Here is a 15269-nt window from a genome sequence, read left to right on the forward strand (position 1 = left end):
TCATGCCAAAATATATTGCTAATGAATATCTACTACACAACGGAAAGATTATCCAAACTGGTGACGATGTGGAACTAACAAAAGACCAAGCGGATCATCTTGGTGATAAAGTTTCTGCTAAAACGGAAGCTGGAAAAACAAAGAATGTGGATGTAGTTCAAGAAAAGTAGGTGAATGATATGGCGTTCATTGAAATAGATGAGTATCTTCATAAGTTGCATTATACAAAGCATTATACTGATCTTCCTGTAGACCTTCGTGAAAAGATTGCATTCACGGCAGAAGAGATGTTAAAGAATCATTTCGATGAAACTTTACTCTCGGATAAAATAATCGCCTTGCAAACCATTTATATGATTGAAGGTGAAGATGAAGAGTTTGCCAAGTTTAAACGACAAGGTGTGAAATCCATGAAGGTGGATGAAATATCCTTCTCGTTTGATACAGGCAACATTTCCCCGGAGGTTATATCCATCATAGCCAAAGTTACCGAAACGACAAAAAGTAGTACTCGTGCTTATGTAGGAAGGTTGATTTAAATGCCAAAACCTCCTATGAAGGACGTTATAACTATCTCTAGCCCAAGTGGAAGTCCGGTAGATGATTATGGTAGGAAGGTTAATGATTACGGTCGACCATCCTACACTAAAACAAGCTCAAAAGCTCGTGTTAAACACACGACAGATGTTGATCTGGAAGTAGATGGTGAAGTAATTAAAAACGTTCTGATCATCAAGATCCCTCCAGAAACAAAGGTGGAAGAGGGTTATCAAGTCGAATGGGTTGATCGGTTCGGAAAGGTAACCAAAGGTTCGATTGAGGGCATACAAGAAACCCTAAATTATGGCGGCGATAAAGTTTATTATCGAACGATTTACGTCAATAAATCACCGAGGTTAAACTAATGTCTGAAAAAGACGATGTAATCCGGTTAGAATGGGATGGTCTTGAGGAATTTGAGGATTTACTTTTCGGGATGGAAGATGAGGTCGAACGTATAGCCAAAGTGGAAATGACTAAATACGGCTTACTTGTTGAAGAGGGTACCAAAGCTTTAGCTCCTAAAGATACTGGTGATCTTGAACAGAGTATAAACTTTGGTCCAGCTACAAGGGAAGGCGGTTTAATCGTAGTTGAAGGTGGTTCTAATCTTGAGTATGCCCTAAGGCGTCACGAAGAACCTAGTAAAATGGGGATACGTGACAAGTTCGACAATGGAGCAAAGTTCGATAATTATTACATTGCTGGTAAAGGGCGCAAGACGCTCCGAAAACCAACTTGGAGAGGTTACAAAGCAGGTCGTAAGTTCCTCCAAAATGCAATCAATGCCACCGAAGAAGATTACAACAAAATGAACGAACGAATATTAGAAAGACTTTTAGGCGGTGACAAGGAATGATTCACCGATATTTAAAAACTGAAGCAGAAAGGGAATTCCCTGATTTTCTGTGGACCATCAACTATTATACCGGGAATATGGATACAGGAACCATTTTTACAGAAGGTGGAGGAAATCCTGATACCTACGATTTTAAATGGAGATATCCTGAATACATGATATTTATCCGATCATCCGATTGGGATAAAGCGGAGTTGATTGCACAAAAAGTTTATGATCTGTTTCATGATAATAAAGATTTCAGGGTTGAGGAACGATTATTTGTAAAAGACAGTGATATTTTTAGTGACCGAGCATTTTATGTTCAGTCTTTATTTGCGTTGTCTGAGCCTATTCGTTTAGGTGTATCGGATGACAAGATGGAGTATTCCATAAATATAAGAGCGACATTAAGGGAGGAAAATTAACATGGCAGAAGGCGAAATCAAAGTACCGTTTGGGTTGGCTGATATCACGGTAACAACAGCAGCTGGGGATACAATTAAATTTGACGGAAAAGAGAATATGCAGGTGGAAGGCGGAGAAGTTACTTTGACACCTCAATTTTCTGATATTCAATTTGCTGATTTTGGGGAGTCTGTTTATGACAAATACATCACAGCCTATGATGGAACGGTAACTTTCTCAGCAGGACAAGAGTCAATTAAAGTTCTGCAAGCGGCTATGAGTTATTTAGATACAATCACTGACACGGCAACGCCTGGGAATGTTGTAGGTTTGATGGATGCCAAAATTGGCACCTCAATGAGGTCGAGAGCTGGGAAAGTTACTATCCATCCGCGTATCATGGGTACGGATAAATCTTACGACATCACTATCTACAAAATGGCTTCAATTGGTGAATTCACTCGATCATACAAAAATGAGCAAAGTAATATCCCTATTGAATACTCCATGTTCCCGCGCGATGGATTCGATGTAAGCAAACCAGGAAACTTCTTCTATATCGGTGGGAAAGATCCGAACGCTGTAGCTTAATTTAAACTATAAAAAAATACTGAAAAAACCGGGCACCCTTCGGGGTGTCTTTATAATTGGAGGAAACTACATGACAACTATTAATTTAAAAATCAAGAATGAAGAAGGCGGAAAAAAAGTTATTCAGCATGAGATTGAAGAATTGAACGGGTTCCAATTTGAAGGTGTTATGAAGGTGGTAAACAACATCATTAAAGAATTGCGTGATGATGAATCTTTACAAGGTTTATTCAGTACGATATTCGGTGATGCAGATTTGTGGGATGTAGACATTCAAGATATTGATCTAGCGCAAGTGAATTCCCAATTCATTACAAACGGTGTGAATTCATTCGAGACAATATTGATTAAATTACCTAACAGGGCTTTTGAACTACTATCTGTTTTAAGCGGAGTAGAAGTAAACGTTATTAAAGAACAGAAGTTTGATGACATCCTTAATATTTACGATGCAATCCTAGAAGAAAATGATGTGGATAAATTAATCAAACGCGTAAAAAAGTCTTTCGTACTGACTCAAGGAAAAATGAAATTCTTGAACCTGGTCAAGAAGGTAACAGGGACTCCAGAGACTCCGACACCAGTTCAATAATAGAAACTCTTGTATTTAACCTTTCAACACGTCTGGGAGGACGTACAGAGGTTTTAAATACTCCTATAGTTGAAAGCCTCGGGTATTTGCTGATGTTACGTGAAGAGAACGAGGCTCAGGCTCAAAAAGAAGACATGGAAAGGTGGATTTCCTTCTTCTCTCTAATCAACTCTCATCCAGAGGCAGATGCAAAGGCCCGAACTAACTTCATGAAACTCATTGAACCTAAACCTAAAAACAATCCGGTACATAATCCGGTTCCTAAATATGAAACAGATATTGAACTTCTTAAACAATTAAAGGCTCAACAGGAAGGAGGGAAATAATTGGCTACAGTAAGGGAATTACAAGCGAGATTCACCGCGCAGGTTGACGGGCTTAGAACATCAATGAGATCTGCGACCAGTGAATTTAGAACATTTGGCCGTAACTCGGAACGTTCTTTTGACGGCACGAACAAATCCTTCAAAAAAATGTATCGCCAATTGGATAACTTGCCTGATCACCTTAAACCTTTCCACGAGTCGTTAAACACCACACGAAAAGAACTAATCAAAACGGAAAAGCAAGGGGCCAAAAGTTTAGATGAGATGAGCAGTTCAGCTTTGAAAACTGCAACATCTTTGGACAAAATGACCTCGGTAACGGATTCCGGGAAGAAAGCTACGAAGATTATTCAAGAGTTGGCTGGAAGCGTAAAAGAAACAAAACTTGCTGTTATGGGTCTGAATAAAGACGGAACCATGAAACTATCCACACAAGAGTCAGAAGCGAAAATAAAAGAGTTCCGTGAGCAAATTGAAAAGACCAAGAAGTCATTAGAAGGCATCAAGGACGCTGGAGACATGGCCTCTTATAATGCCGGGATGCAAGTATTAAACCGGAAATTAAGAGAGGTTGACGATTCATTTAGAGCGGTTGACCGCGGTGGTAGGTTATACACTCAACAATTGCGAAAAATGGGTATAGTCACTTCAGACATGGCAAATGAAGCAGCCATTCGTATGGAAGGTTATAAGGATGCCTTTCTGAATTCAGTTGATTTAATGAATGCCAGGGCATCACAATCATCTAAAATGATGAAAATCTTGGATGAAACTTCAATGATCGCATCTGTTGACCGTGTATTTTTGAAGGTCGGTGATAGGCTTGAAAATATGGCTAAACAAGGAACGGCTGCAAATTTAGCTATTTCTATGTTGGGCAAAGACGCAAGCATGAAGGATCTCCAAGATAGGATCATGCTAATCAACCAAGGACTAATGAGAATGAATTCTGTTGCGTTAGCGGGTGGCATTGCGATTGCTGGTTATACTGCTGGTATGATCAAATTGAGTGAAGCGGTTGATGGACGGTTAGGGCCGGCCTTTGACACATTCAAAGAAACCTGGTTAGAAGCGTTAACTCCATTTGCTAAAGTCTGGACTGACGTAGCATTGGGTGTAGTAAAAGGAGCTACAGCAGTCGGTGAATTTATAAACAAAGTGAATGAGTTAAACCCGAGCATTTCAGCAGCCGTTGGAATGTTTTCTTTTTTATTCACGGGAATATCCGTGATCTTAGCTCCAATGGCAATTGGTATTGGTAGAGCAAAAGGGATGAAAGCAGCCTTTTCAAGTTTGATGTTAATTGCTAAACCATTTGTAACAGGTTTTTTAAGAATTGCAGGTATGGCATCGGTATTATCTGGCGGTCTAGTTTTAATAGGTGGGGCCATGATGAAACTCTGGAATCATTCAGAAAACCTTAGATACGCAACAGGTGCATTATGGGCTACTTTAAAAGACGCAGGGGGTCAGATAGCCAAACCACTTGTAAAGGCATTTCAGGAATTGAGTGGTGGCTTTAAATCCTTACTAAACACTTTTGTAGGTAGCGACGGAAAGAGCATGGAATCGTTTTGGCAAACACTCGGTGACAAAATCGCTAGAGTGATTAACGATATATCCGCAACAATCATGACAATCACTCCATACATTACCGATTTCGTCACCAAAATGACTGAATGGGAAGGGTTCATCCCGATTGTAGCTGGATTAGCTACAGCATTCGCAACATATAAAGCGATATTGATCACCACAACAACAGCGCAAAAGGCATGGGGGATTGTTACAAAAGCTTCGACGCTGCTTATGAAAGCTTATAGGGCGGCGACTGTTGCCTTTGCATTAGCAGGAGGCGGAGTAAAGGGCGTTCTTGCGGTTATGACGTTAGGAATGAAGAGTTTAAACCTAACTATGAAAGCCAATCCAATTTTGTTGGTTGTATCATTATTAGCCGGATTGGGCGTGGCTCTTACAATAGCCTATAAAAAGAGTGAGACATTCCGGACTATTGTAAATAAAGCCTGGGCTGGCATTAAAAAAGGATGGCAAGCTACAGCAGATTTCTTTACCGAAACCATTCCGAAATGGACTAAGAATCTTATTAAATGGTTTGGTGATGCAAAAGACGGTGTGATCAAAAAATGGGATGACTTGAAAAAGGGGACAAAAGAAAAATATAATGCAGTCATTGATTTCTTTGCTAAATGGGGACCTTTGATGTTAGCCGCCTTAATGGGGCCTATAGGTTTAGCGGTTTATGGAGTCATAAAGAACTGGGATAAAATAAAATCTAAAACCAAAGAAATCCTTGAATTGGCCAGAAAAATAGTCGTTGAAAAGTTCGAATCCATTCGTAAAAGCATCAGTGACAAAATCACTGCAGCCCGAGATAAAATTGTGGATATCTGGACTTCAGCGAAAACGAAAACACGTGATCTAGTTGAGGGCTTGAGAAAAACAGCTACGGATAAAATTGAGTCTATGCGAAAATCCGTAAGCGATAAAATGACTGCAATACGAAATAAAATTAATGATTTGTGGACTAGTGCCAAAACGAAAACACGCGATTTGGTAGAGAGTATAAGAAAAACGGTAGCTGATAAATTTGAATCCATGAGGTCAGGAATATCGACAAAAATGGGTCAAGTCCGCGACAAAGTAAGTGAAATGTGGACTTCAGCGAAGACAAAAACGAAAAAATTGATTGATGATATGGTTTCTGCAGCAAAAGGAATGCCAAAACGAATTGGTGACGGGATTAAGAGCATGTCAGGTAAAGCACTTGATGGGGTGAAATCTCTAGCTAAGAAAATGGCAGGAGGATTAGAAGGCGCCATTAATGCCATTACTCAGGACGGTATTAATACGGTTCTTAGTAAGATTGGTGTTGCCAAAAAGTTTCGCATTCCTAAGTTGGATATTCCGGGATACAAAAAAGGTACAGATGGCCATCCGGGTGGTTTAGCAATCCTTGGTGATGGAAAACAAAAGGAATTGTTTGTAACACCTGATGGTCAAACAGGAATGAGTCCTGCAACAGATACTTTAATGAACCTACCTAAAGGGACGAAAGTATTCTCAGGGAAAGAAACGCAACAATTAGCATCTGAAGGATTAATTCCTAAATACAAAAATGGTGTAGGAAAAGCTTTATCTTGGCTAAAAGACAAAGAAATTCGATGTGTGGAGTTATGCCACTAATCCCGGAAAGCTCATGAAGAAAATATTCGGGAGTATGGATTTAGGTCTTCCTAATGTTACGGGTGCAGCCAAAGAAATCGGAAAAGCTTCAATCGGCAAAGTGAAAGACGGGGCCATTGATTTTATCAAGAATAAGATGGCTGAATATATGCCTACTTTCGGCGGTGGTTTCGGTTTCGGTTCTGCTTTCAGGCGCACTAGTAATTTCGGTCTGCGTAAATCACCAGGAGGCATTGGATCCACGAATCATAAAGGTGTGGATTGGGCAGCTCCAGCAGGTACACGAATTCCTTCTCAAACAGGCGGCCGTGTCAGCTTTAGTGGTGTGAGAGGCGGTTATGGAAACGCGATTATTGTCAATGCCGGTGGGGGATATGAACACCTATACGGACATAACAGTAAAAACCTAGTATCTGTTGGACAGAATGTGACACCTGGACAAACTATAGGATTAGTTGGCTCGACTGGTAACTCAACCGGCCCACATGTCCACTATGAAGTAAGGAAAAATGGTGTTGCGATTAATCCAGACAGTATCCCAAGCTTTGGAGGAAAGGTTAGCGGTAAGTTGGGACAATGGATCAGTGCCGGCATGACTCGTGCGGGTGTATCCGGTCCTAACTGGATGCAAGGGTTGAATTCCATCATACAAAAAGAATCAGGTGGTAACCCAAATGCAACTGGGGCACCTACAAGTACCGGGACTGCAAAAGGATTGATGCAACTTAAAGATTTCAACTATAAAGGTAATCCTTATGATCCTGTAAACAATGTTTATCACGGAATTAGATACATCAAGGGTAGATACAAAACGATTGAAAAAGCCATGAGCTGGTGGAAAAAACATCATTGGTATGCAAAAGGGACTGACAGTCACATTGGCGGCAGTGCGGTCTTAGGTGACGGGGGTAAGAATGAACCATTCATGTTACCTAATGGACAAATGGGGTTGAGTCCTAACAGGGCTACATTATTCCCTAACTTGCCAGCAGGAACTAAAGTATGGTCAAGCATCCAAGACTTTATAAAAAACATCAACTTAGATGGAATTATAAGAGCTTTTGAAACGTTCTCTCAAATAACTTCCGATGGTAGCATTATGGCCAACATAGGAAATCGTTCGTTTGATAAATGGCAGCAAGCAGGCAGTGGATTGTCAGGGTCATACAATAGCGATTCACCTTATGCCTCAGAACGTGAAATCATAATTGAAAACCATTTGTATATGGATAGCAAAGAGATTGGAAAGGGAACACATAAGGTTATCACAGAGTATCAAAACCAAGAGAAACGAATAATTAGAAATAACATAAAAGGGAAAATAAGGGGGTGATAAGATGAGGACTTTCACCTTTAATGATATAAGGAAAGATTTTGTGATTCCCTTATTCGGTAATAATCGGGAACCATGGGCACCTATTGAACGTCAGTATCAGGATGTGCCAGGTCGAGCGGGCGTATATATGAGGAATAAAAGAGTCGTAAAGCAAAGGAATATAAATGTTCCTGTTCTGATCCATGATCTTGATACAGATTACAATGAATTAAAAGAGGAATTAGCAGAATGGCTCATTCACGATGAACCTAAACCATTGGTATTCGATGATGAACCAAATCGCATTTATTATGCTGTAGTGGATGGAGCTTTTAACCCGGAGGATATAGTCACTTTCGGGAAAGGTACCATCCCTTTCGTTTGTCCTAATCCTTATAAGTACGGCTATGAAGAATCTATAATTTTAGGAAATTATCCAATTCGAAATGAGGGGACAGTGGAAGCGAGTCCTATTTTTTCTGTTAAATTTTCAGCTGCGGCAAGTGAATTCACTTTCACTAACGATAAAGGAAAGTTTGTGCGAATTATTTTTAACTTCGTAGCCAATGACTTATTGGTAGTAGATATGGATAAACGTAAAATAACCATTAATAACAATGTGAGGATGACAACTTTAGATTTGAATAGCACTTGGTTTAGCCTTCAACCAGGTAATAATGTAATAACCGTAAGTTCGGGAGCCACTACAACAATAATTTTTAGTCCTAGGTGGCTCTAAGGGGGTGTAGTTATGTCAGATTTATATATATTCGACCCATATGATAACCTTTTAGCTGTTTTATCTAATAATTCAGAAGGAGCATGTCCGTTTTGGGATGCTCCTTTTGGAGAACGGATAAATCAAGGGTCTACATTCGAATTCACCACAACTGCCGATCATGAAGACGCACGATCCATTGTGGCTCAAAACCAAGTGGCATTCAAAGATAAGGACGGAGCATTTCGTCTTTTCGTCATTAGTGAGCCAGAAAAGATAAATGATAGTAGCGGCCCAACCATTCGTGCAGTGTGTGCGGCGGCAATGTTGGAATTGAATGATGAAATCATAAAAGATGTCCGACCATACAATACAACGCTTAAAGATTCAGTTACCCGGGCTTTATCTGGTACCCGGTGGAAAGTTGGTGAAATAGCAGAATTAGGTCTGAATTCTACTAACTTTTACTACATCAATGTTACTGAAGCGATCACCCAAGTAATAAATACATGGGGTGGCGAACTTAGGGACAGGGTTGAGATAAAAGATAATAAAATTACAGGCCGTTTCATTGATATCCTTCCAAGGCGTGGAGTTGATACAGGTAAGCGGTGGGAGATAGATAAGGATATCTTAAAAATCACTAACAGGACTCAATCTTATCCCAAAACAGCTTTATGGGGACGGGGATCATCCGTGCCGGTGACTGATGATGATAACTCTGAGGTTGAAGAGTTTACCCGCAAAATAACCTTTGCAGATGTAGTGTGGTCAGTAGCTAATGGAGATCCAGTTAATAAGCCGGCAGGTCAGGAATGGGTAGGCGATCCAACAGCATTAGAATTGTATGGTCGAAAAAATGATGATGGTTCTTTGCGACATCGTAATGGAGTTTATGAAAGTAGTGATCAAGAAGATCCTAAATTGTTACTTAAAGAAACTTGGGAAGCTTTGCAAGAACAAAAGAAACCCATAGAAAATTATGAAATGGATGTATTTTTACTCCAAGACCTTACCGGGTATGATCACGAGAAAGTTCGTCTTGGAGATACGACCTTCGCTATTGACCGTTCCTTTTCTAAACCCATAGAGGTTGAAGAGAGAATTATTAGCTTTGAGTATGATATTTCAGACCCGGATAATTCAGGTGTAGTTGAATTAGGTAATTTTATCGACCTGTATTCTGACGATGATCGACTTGATCAGATTGAGGCAAAGTTGAACGACAACACAGGGATTTGGAACAACGGCGGGAATAAACCGATAACTGATGGGAAAATTGAAAACATAACACCTGCTAAACCTGAGAACGTCATTGCTACAGGGTTATTCCAAAATGTTTTAGTGGAATGGGATTTTGTTAATGCTCTTTATATTGCAAACTATGAGGTATATGCTTCGCAGGTATCTGGTTTCGCCCCCGATATCTCGAATTTAGCTTGGAAAGGCAAATCAAGCATGTATACGCATAAGGCCAATAGAAATGAACAATGGTACTTTCGCGTAAGGGCTGTAAACACGCACGGTGTGGCTGGTCCGTTATCTGAACAAGTTACAGCGAACACAGCTAGAATAATTTCGGATGATATATTATTCGGTGTGGAAGTAGCTGCCGAATTAAGAGAATTAAGTAAGACAGCTAAACTCCTGGCTGACGGTACAATTGATGATAAATTAATGGCTGCAGGATCTATTACAGCACAAAATGCAGCTATTGCAGCTTTAGCTGTAGGGGCTGCTGCTATTCAAAATCTTAGTGTCACTAATGGAAAGCTTGATAACCTTTCTGTAGGTCAAGCACAAATACAAGACTTAGCTGTAACTAATGCAAAAATTGCTAATTTGGCCATTGATAATGCAAAAATTGCTAATATATCCGCAGATAAAATTAAAGTCGGTACTTTAAACGGAATTGATATTACCGGAGTAACCATTAATGGTAGTACTATAATAAGTCGATCAGGTGGTACTGAAACTGAAATTTCAGGTGGAGAGTTCCATACGTCTGGTTCTTTCACTAGAACATTCGGCAATAACACAGCATCCTATACTGCGTTCATCGATTCATACGATGGAGCGTTAAGAGCAAGGATTACTGAAAAGAGGGTTAATGGTGTAAAGAAAAACACGCAGGAAAGATGGCTTACTTTTACCGATAAGACCATTACTTCTCAACGTGAAGTGCACTCGGGATCTGTTGATTATAAGAATGCAAGATTTATCGATTTCTTTGCAGATGAGACATTAAATGGTGATGTAGCTGGTTTAGGTATGCATATCTATTCTGGACAAAATACCTTAATAGAAGCAGCTTATAATATGGACATCAAGACAGGGGCAAATCAGTATTTAACTATTGATTCTGGTGGGGGAGTGGCAATTGAATCAAACAACAATATCCTTTCATTAAGACGGAAAACACCATATACATCTGAATCAGGTTCATTATTGACCTTCCAAAGTTCGGATAAAACTTGGCAGGGTGCTGTAGGGATACCGAATGACCAACGCAATATGCATGTAACTAGTTATTTTGGAGATTACATTATTCTGCGGTCATCATCAGAAACCCATGTAAAAGATACTGAAAATAATTCATTTATGCCAATTAGGTCAAGTGAATACCGGAATGGATCCAGTATCACTTATAAAACGAACATAGAAGATTTAGAGAATATAGGTCTTGATATAATCAACAAACTTCAAGTAAAAAAATACGTATTGCAATCAGATGTAGACAGTGGTGTCTATGATAACTGGCAGGTCGGAGTTATTAGTGAACTTAGTCCAGAGGTTGCCACTCCTGAAGGATTGGCGGTAAATATGTACAAAATGTTGAGCTATTCAGTCAAGGCTATTCAAGAACAACAATCTATTATTGATAGTTTAGAACAAAGAGTAAGTGATCTCGAAATGATTGCGTAGGAGGTTTATTATGTCTGATAAATTAACAGAACAGCAACAGGCTGAACTTCAACATGCTCAGTCTTTTTATATTGCAGTCATTGGGGATTTGAAACAACAAGTGGCCGATTTAGCTGATAAAAAGGCTGTGCAGGTTGCTCTCAATGCCCAAAATCAACAAACAATTAAAAACCTATCGAAGCAACTTACTGAAATGGAACAAAAACTAATTGAGGAAAAAGCAAAACACGCTGGACCTGTTCCTAAAAAGGAGGTAAAACCTGAATGACAACAATACAAATTGTAGAGCATAGTGGGAAAACGCATTTAACAGAAGTGGAAAATTACAGTGCTGCTGATACCTTCCAACAGATGCAAAATGCATTAAATAGCAATTACATGATCCTTATCGGAAGTGTAGTCATCGATGCAAGAAGCATTAACACAATAACAGAGGTTTTGCCTACTGAAGAAACTACAGCCTAATAACAGGCTTTTTTTATTGCCATGAAAGAGGGTGCGAGATGCTTAAAGAATTTTTAATAGTTGTTGATGTAGCAAAGAGTGTAAGAAATGCAGTGTTTACAGTGAATACAAATGATTTAAACACATTAAAATTATTTATTACTATTAACAAAGCAGGTGTCCCGGTTAATTTAACGGGAGCCACAGCGGTACGATTAGCCGTGAAAAAACCTGACCGAAAAACAGTATTCCAAGAGGGGACCATTGTTGATGCTTTAAATGGTAAATGTACGTTTATACTAGACTCCCAAGCTTATAATGTATCAGGGGATCATGAAGCAGAAGTAATGGTATATGTAGGAAGTAATGCAGTAATTGTTACGAAAGAATTTAAGTATTTCACTCAAAAGGGGATCTTGAGTGGAGAAACACTTGAAAGTACAAATGAATGGCCAGTTCTCAATCAGGCGATAGCAGCTGGGGAATTCCTTAAAGAATATGATTTGGAAAGACTAGCTGATATTGCAGACATTATCGAAAGTGGTGGTGGAGGTGGTACGGGATTTAATGTAAGAGACGTAATTAATGGTGAATCGTTTACTATTGGTGGATCAACACCTTCACCTAATACTGCGCCAACATTAACGTCCTCTTTTGTTCCGGTTACTATAGATGACAAAACTACACTTTCGATTCCTTATTCAATTGCAGATGACAAGACTGCATCTTTAACTGTTACTGAAACGAAAAATGCTGTTTCTGCGACTAAGACTGTGAACAAAGGTGCCAATACATGGAATGTCGGATTGTTAGCGGTAGGTAATCATACTTTGACGTTGAAAGTTACGGATAGTGAAGGATTGTCGAGTAACATTTTAACATTCGCGATCACAGTAACCGCGCAAGTAAGCAATGTTCCAGTAACAGGTGTAACATTAAATAATCCTACTTTAACTATCACGAAGGGGAATACTTCACAACTAACGGCAACAGTATCACCTTCTAATGCTACGAATAAAGCTGTTACATGGAGCAGTTCAAACACAGCTATAGCTACAGTTAACAGCAGTGGATTAGTAACGGCAGTTGCCTCAGGTAGTGCAGTTGTAACAGCCACAACAACCGATGGAAACTTTAAAGCAACGTGTGCATTAACGATAAATGAGGGTATAGTTACGCCACCAGGTCCGGTAACGGCTGAAGTATATGAGGATAATGGTTACTTGAATATGCCTATAACGCAATATCCATGGGCTGGTTTGACTGGTTATGCAGATGCTAGTTATATTGGCATGACAAGCGGATCACAAATATTAACCGCGCTATTCGATGAAACAACAACAAACGGCGATCCTGTATTAATCAATGGCTATCCATTTAAACCATTCGTGGTCGGTATGCCTACATCAACATATCCGTATGAATGTGTAACGATTGCCACAACAGGTTCGCCTATTCATAGGATCATATTGAAAGTGTCGACAGTGAAAGGGGCAACAGCTACGGAAATTGCAACCTATCTGCAAAACTCAGGTTTACGAATGAAAATAAAATTATCAAACTCTTATAAAGTTCTTACAATCACGCCTAATATTGATTCTTTTGAAACTAGAACTTCGGGTGTGGTTGCCGGGTTTGAATATGTCAAATTCAGATTAGTTGATGGAATTGGAAGTTATGTGCCAACTATATCTATTAGTAATAGATTCTTTTCATCAAATGGTTACACTGTTGTTGAAGCAGGATCAAGCAGCATTCATGGTAGCGTAAAACCGAGTGTGCGGGTTAATACAGACGGAATGATGGAGATGGTTTTACCAATTGGGACATTAATAAGTCGAGATGCAGCTGGTGTAATTGACTACTTGACTAAAAATAACTTGAAGATATATTACGTATAAAAAGGGGGAGTTGTTGAGTGGATGGACAAATAAAAGTACTTGACGGAGTTTTCCCAGTAACGGTTGCAGAAGCTGTTTATGTAGAACCAGCTATAACACTAAAACAAGCCATTCAAGATGGGACGCTTGGTGGTGGCGGTGGTAGTTCTTATCAACTTCCTACAGCATCGGCCACAACTTTAGGCGGCGTTAAAGTAGGAACAGGATTGGCGATGAATAACGGGGTATTAAGCGCAACAGGCGGTGGCGGCGGAGAAAGCGTCTCCGTTAGCGGAAGGGGCCACGCTATATTTTCTTTAAGGGGTGGCGTTGTCAATGTAAAAAAAGATACAGATACTACAAAAGTTAATTATTCATTCCCAACTTTAGACACAAATAGATATAGAAGGTTGTTTGTATGGAAGCCATCAGGGACGGGTAACACTTCTATAGACTTGGCTGATGGGACTTTAGAAGAAAGCGACGCCTTAATTTATAACCTTACAACTAATACCGTATCGATTAAAAATGGTAGCTGGGGAAATGTGGCGGTGTCGCAAAACGAATATTTACTTTTATATAACACCTTGGGTATTGTAGGAGGATTGTTAAGTCATTATTGCGTATACGGTGGCGATTCTTTAGGGATTCCTGTAAAAGAACTTGAAGGGGAATTGATATCTAATACCGGATCTACTCAGGGAACGTTTATTGTAGGTGATAATATTTATAAATGTTATCATTCTAACGATGAACACACGGATTTTATGAATATAACCGCGGTTTCCAAAACTAATCCTAACACTACCATAAAAACAATTACGCATAATCTAGGCCATATGAATGCGCCAGATTATAGTGCAGTTAAAGATTCTTTGATTGTGGGTAATGGTTCAAAGAGCTTCACATTATTACCTAAAGGGTGGATACTTCCCAATTTTGCCGCCTTGTTAGTTGGGACTACGATTGATTTTAATGCGGTAGATAAAATCGAATTAGACTTCAGTCAATTGGTCGGGGAATGGAAGGGGCAGTTATGTTGGGGCTATGGTTCCAGCGATATTGTCTATTTGTTCACCAATGATAACCGAATCCTGAGGAAGATTCTTTTAGGTAAAGGGACGAATAATCTAGGGAGTGGTACCTTTATAGAAGGATCTGCAGCAACTAGATATAATGGCAGCTACTCCATTTTAAATACCTGGTACTCTAGGACCGTCGATACATTAGGTGGCATGTTCTTTCACGAAGGATACATTTATACGGGCGTCAAAGGAGCGAACAACATTAGGAAGTGTATCCCTTTAAATAATGGGTATTTCGATAGCGAATACAGGCCAATTTTAAATGCTACTGGAGATATGCAGGGCGTTTCCATATCTGACGGCCAAGTATATGCGTTTACGGATTACAAAGGATATAAATTTAGTTTGGGGAAACTTTGAATAGAACTGGTTTTTATTTTAGTTATAGAAAGGTAATAACCCATCA

16 protein-coding genes are annotated in these 15269 nt (G+C 39.5%); all 16 read left to right on the forward strand.

Features of this window, described 5'->3' with window-relative positions:
- Nucleotides 1-2 precede the first annotated feature (2 nt).
- Nucleotides 3-170, forward strand: coding sequence for a DUF7210 family protein (locus MPH60_RS05545; RefSeq protein WP_241589746.1), 168 nt, complete (start codon nt 3-5; stop codon nt 168-170).
- A 9-nt stretch (nt 171-179) separates the two neighbouring features.
- Nucleotides 180-539, forward strand: a complete 360-nt coding sequence (locus MPH60_RS05550; RefSeq protein ID WP_241589745.1) for a hypothetical protein — start codon at nt 180-182, stop codon at nt 537-539.
- Nucleotides 540-905: a hypothetical protein gene (locus tag MPH60_RS05555; protein ID WP_241589744.1), complete on the forward strand. Its 366-nt coding sequence runs from the start codon at nt 540-542 to the stop codon at nt 903-905.
- Complete coding sequence (locus tag MPH60_RS05560) at nt 905-1399, forward strand: HK97 gp10 family phage protein (RefSeq protein ID WP_241589743.1); 495 nt, start codon at nt 905-907, stop codon at nt 1397-1399. The genes MPH60_RS05555 and MPH60_RS05560 overlap by 1 nt, the downstream gene beginning before the upstream one ends.
- A complete protein-coding gene (locus MPH60_RS05565) occupies nt 1396-1806 on the forward strand; it encodes a minor capsid protein (protein WP_241589742.1) in 411 nt (136 codons plus the stop codon). The genes MPH60_RS05560 and MPH60_RS05565 overlap by 4 nt, the downstream gene beginning before the upstream one ends.
- 1 nt (nt 1807) lies before the next feature.
- Nucleotides 1808-2377, forward strand: coding sequence for a hypothetical protein (locus MPH60_RS05570; RefSeq protein WP_241589741.1), 570 nt, complete (start codon nt 1808-1810; stop codon nt 2375-2377).
- Between the two features lie 70 nt (nt 2378-2447).
- Nucleotides 2448-2969, forward strand: coding sequence for a hypothetical protein (locus tag MPH60_RS05575; RefSeq protein ID WP_241589740.1), 522 nt, complete (start codon nt 2448-2450; stop codon nt 2967-2969).
- A gap of 92 nt (nt 2970-3061) precedes the next feature.
- Nucleotides 3062-3295 (forward strand): hypothetical protein, encoded by a 234-nt coding sequence (locus MPH60_RS05580; RefSeq protein ID WP_241589739.1) that lies wholly within the window; start codon nt 3062-3064, stop codon nt 3293-3295.
- The gene (locus MPH60_RS05585; RefSeq protein WP_241589738.1) at nt 3296-6496 is read left to right on the forward strand and encodes a phage tail protein; all 3201 of its coding nucleotides are present in this window, start codon (nt 3296-3298) and stop codon (nt 6494-6496) included. It abuts the gene before it with no gap.
- A gap of 34 nt (nt 6497-6530) precedes the next feature.
- Nucleotides 6531-7829: a peptidoglycan DD-metalloendopeptidase family protein gene (locus MPH60_RS05590; RefSeq protein ID WP_241589737.1), complete on the forward strand. Its 1299-nt coding sequence runs from the start codon at nt 6531-6533 to the stop codon at nt 7827-7829.
- A 4-nt stretch (nt 7830-7833) separates the two neighbouring features.
- Nucleotides 7834-8550: a distal tail protein Dit gene (locus MPH60_RS05595; protein WP_241589736.1), complete on the forward strand. Its 717-nt coding sequence runs from the start codon at nt 7834-7836 to the stop codon at nt 8548-8550.
- Between the two features lie 12 nt (nt 8551-8562).
- A complete protein-coding gene (locus MPH60_RS05600) occupies nt 8563-11454 on the forward strand; it encodes a phage tail spike protein (RefSeq protein WP_241589735.1) in 2892 nt (963 codons plus the stop codon).
- Nucleotides 11455-11464: 10 nt separating this feature from the next.
- Entirely contained in the window at nt 11465-11722 is a 258-nt protein-coding gene (locus tag MPH60_RS05605) for a hypothetical protein (protein ID WP_241589734.1), read from the forward strand.
- Entirely contained in the window at nt 11719-11919 is a 201-nt protein-coding gene (locus MPH60_RS05610) for a hypothetical protein (protein ID WP_241589733.1), read from the forward strand. Before MPH60_RS05605 ends, MPH60_RS05610 begins: the two co-directional genes overlap by 4 nt.
- 38 nt (nt 11920-11957) lie before the next feature.
- Entirely contained in the window at nt 11958-13799 is a 1842-nt protein-coding gene (locus MPH60_RS05615) for an Ig-like domain-containing protein (protein ID WP_241589732.1), read from the forward strand.
- A gap of 17 nt (nt 13800-13816) precedes the next feature.
- A complete protein-coding gene (locus MPH60_RS05620) occupies nt 13817-15223 on the forward strand; it encodes a hypothetical protein (RefSeq protein ID WP_241589731.1) in 1407 nt (468 codons plus the stop codon).
- Nucleotides 15224-15269 lie beyond the last annotated feature (46 nt).

Origin of the sequence: Peribacillus sp. Aquil_B1, assembly GCF_022603275.1 — a bacterium.
Taxonomy (GTDB): domain Bacteria; phylum Bacillota; class Bacilli; order Bacillales; family DSM-1321; genus Peribacillus.

Excerpts from the sequence above, each read along its gene's own strand:
- MPH60_RS05605 (WP_241589734.1), top strand. The coding sequence starts at position 11,465 with ATGTCTGATAAATTAACAGAACAGCAACAGGCTGAACTTCAACATGCT.
- MPH60_RS05555 (WP_241589744.1), top strand. The coding sequence starts at position 540 with ATGCCAAAACCTCCTATGAAGGACGTTATAACTATCTCTAGCCCAAGT.
- MPH60_RS05580 (WP_241589739.1), top strand. The coding sequence starts at position 3,062 with ATGTTACGTGAAGAGAACGAGGCTCAGGCTCAAAAAGAAGACATGGAA.
- MPH60_RS05610 (WP_241589733.1), top strand. The coding sequence starts at position 11,719 with ATGACAACAATACAAATTGTAGAGCATAGTGGGAAAACGCATTTAACA.
- MPH60_RS05550 (WP_241589745.1), top strand. The coding sequence starts at position 180 with ATGGCGTTCATTGAAATAGATGAGTATCTTCATAAGTTGCATTATACA.
- MPH60_RS05615 (WP_241589732.1), top strand. The coding sequence starts at position 11,958 with ATGCTTAAAGAATTTTTAATAGTTGTTGATGTAGCAAAGAGTGTAAGA.
- MPH60_RS05600 (WP_241589735.1), top strand. The coding sequence starts at position 8,563 with ATGTCAGATTTATATATATTCGACCCATATGATAACCTTTTAGCTGTT.
- MPH60_RS05590 (WP_241589737.1), top strand. The coding sequence starts at position 6,531 with ATGGATTTAGGTCTTCCTAATGTTACGGGTGCAGCCAAAGAAATCGGA.
- MPH60_RS05575 (WP_241589740.1), top strand. The coding sequence starts at position 2,448 with ATGACAACTATTAATTTAAAAATCAAGAATGAAGAAGGCGGAAAAAAA.
- MPH60_RS05595 (WP_241589736.1), top strand. The coding sequence starts at position 7,834 with ATGAGGACTTTCACCTTTAATGATATAAGGAAAGATTTTGTGATTCCC.
- MPH60_RS05565 (WP_241589742.1), top strand. The coding sequence starts at position 1,396 with ATGATTCACCGATATTTAAAAACTGAAGCAGAAAGGGAATTCCCTGAT.
- MPH60_RS05545 (WP_241589746.1), top strand. The coding sequence starts at position 3 with ATGCCAAAATATATTGCTAATGAATATCTACTACACAACGGAAAGATT.
- MPH60_RS05560 (WP_241589743.1), top strand. The coding sequence starts at position 905 with ATGTCTGAAAAAGACGATGTAATCCGGTTAGAATGGGATGGTCTTGAG.
- MPH60_RS05570 (WP_241589741.1), top strand. The coding sequence starts at position 1,808 with ATGGCAGAAGGCGAAATCAAAGTACCGTTTGGGTTGGCTGATATCACG.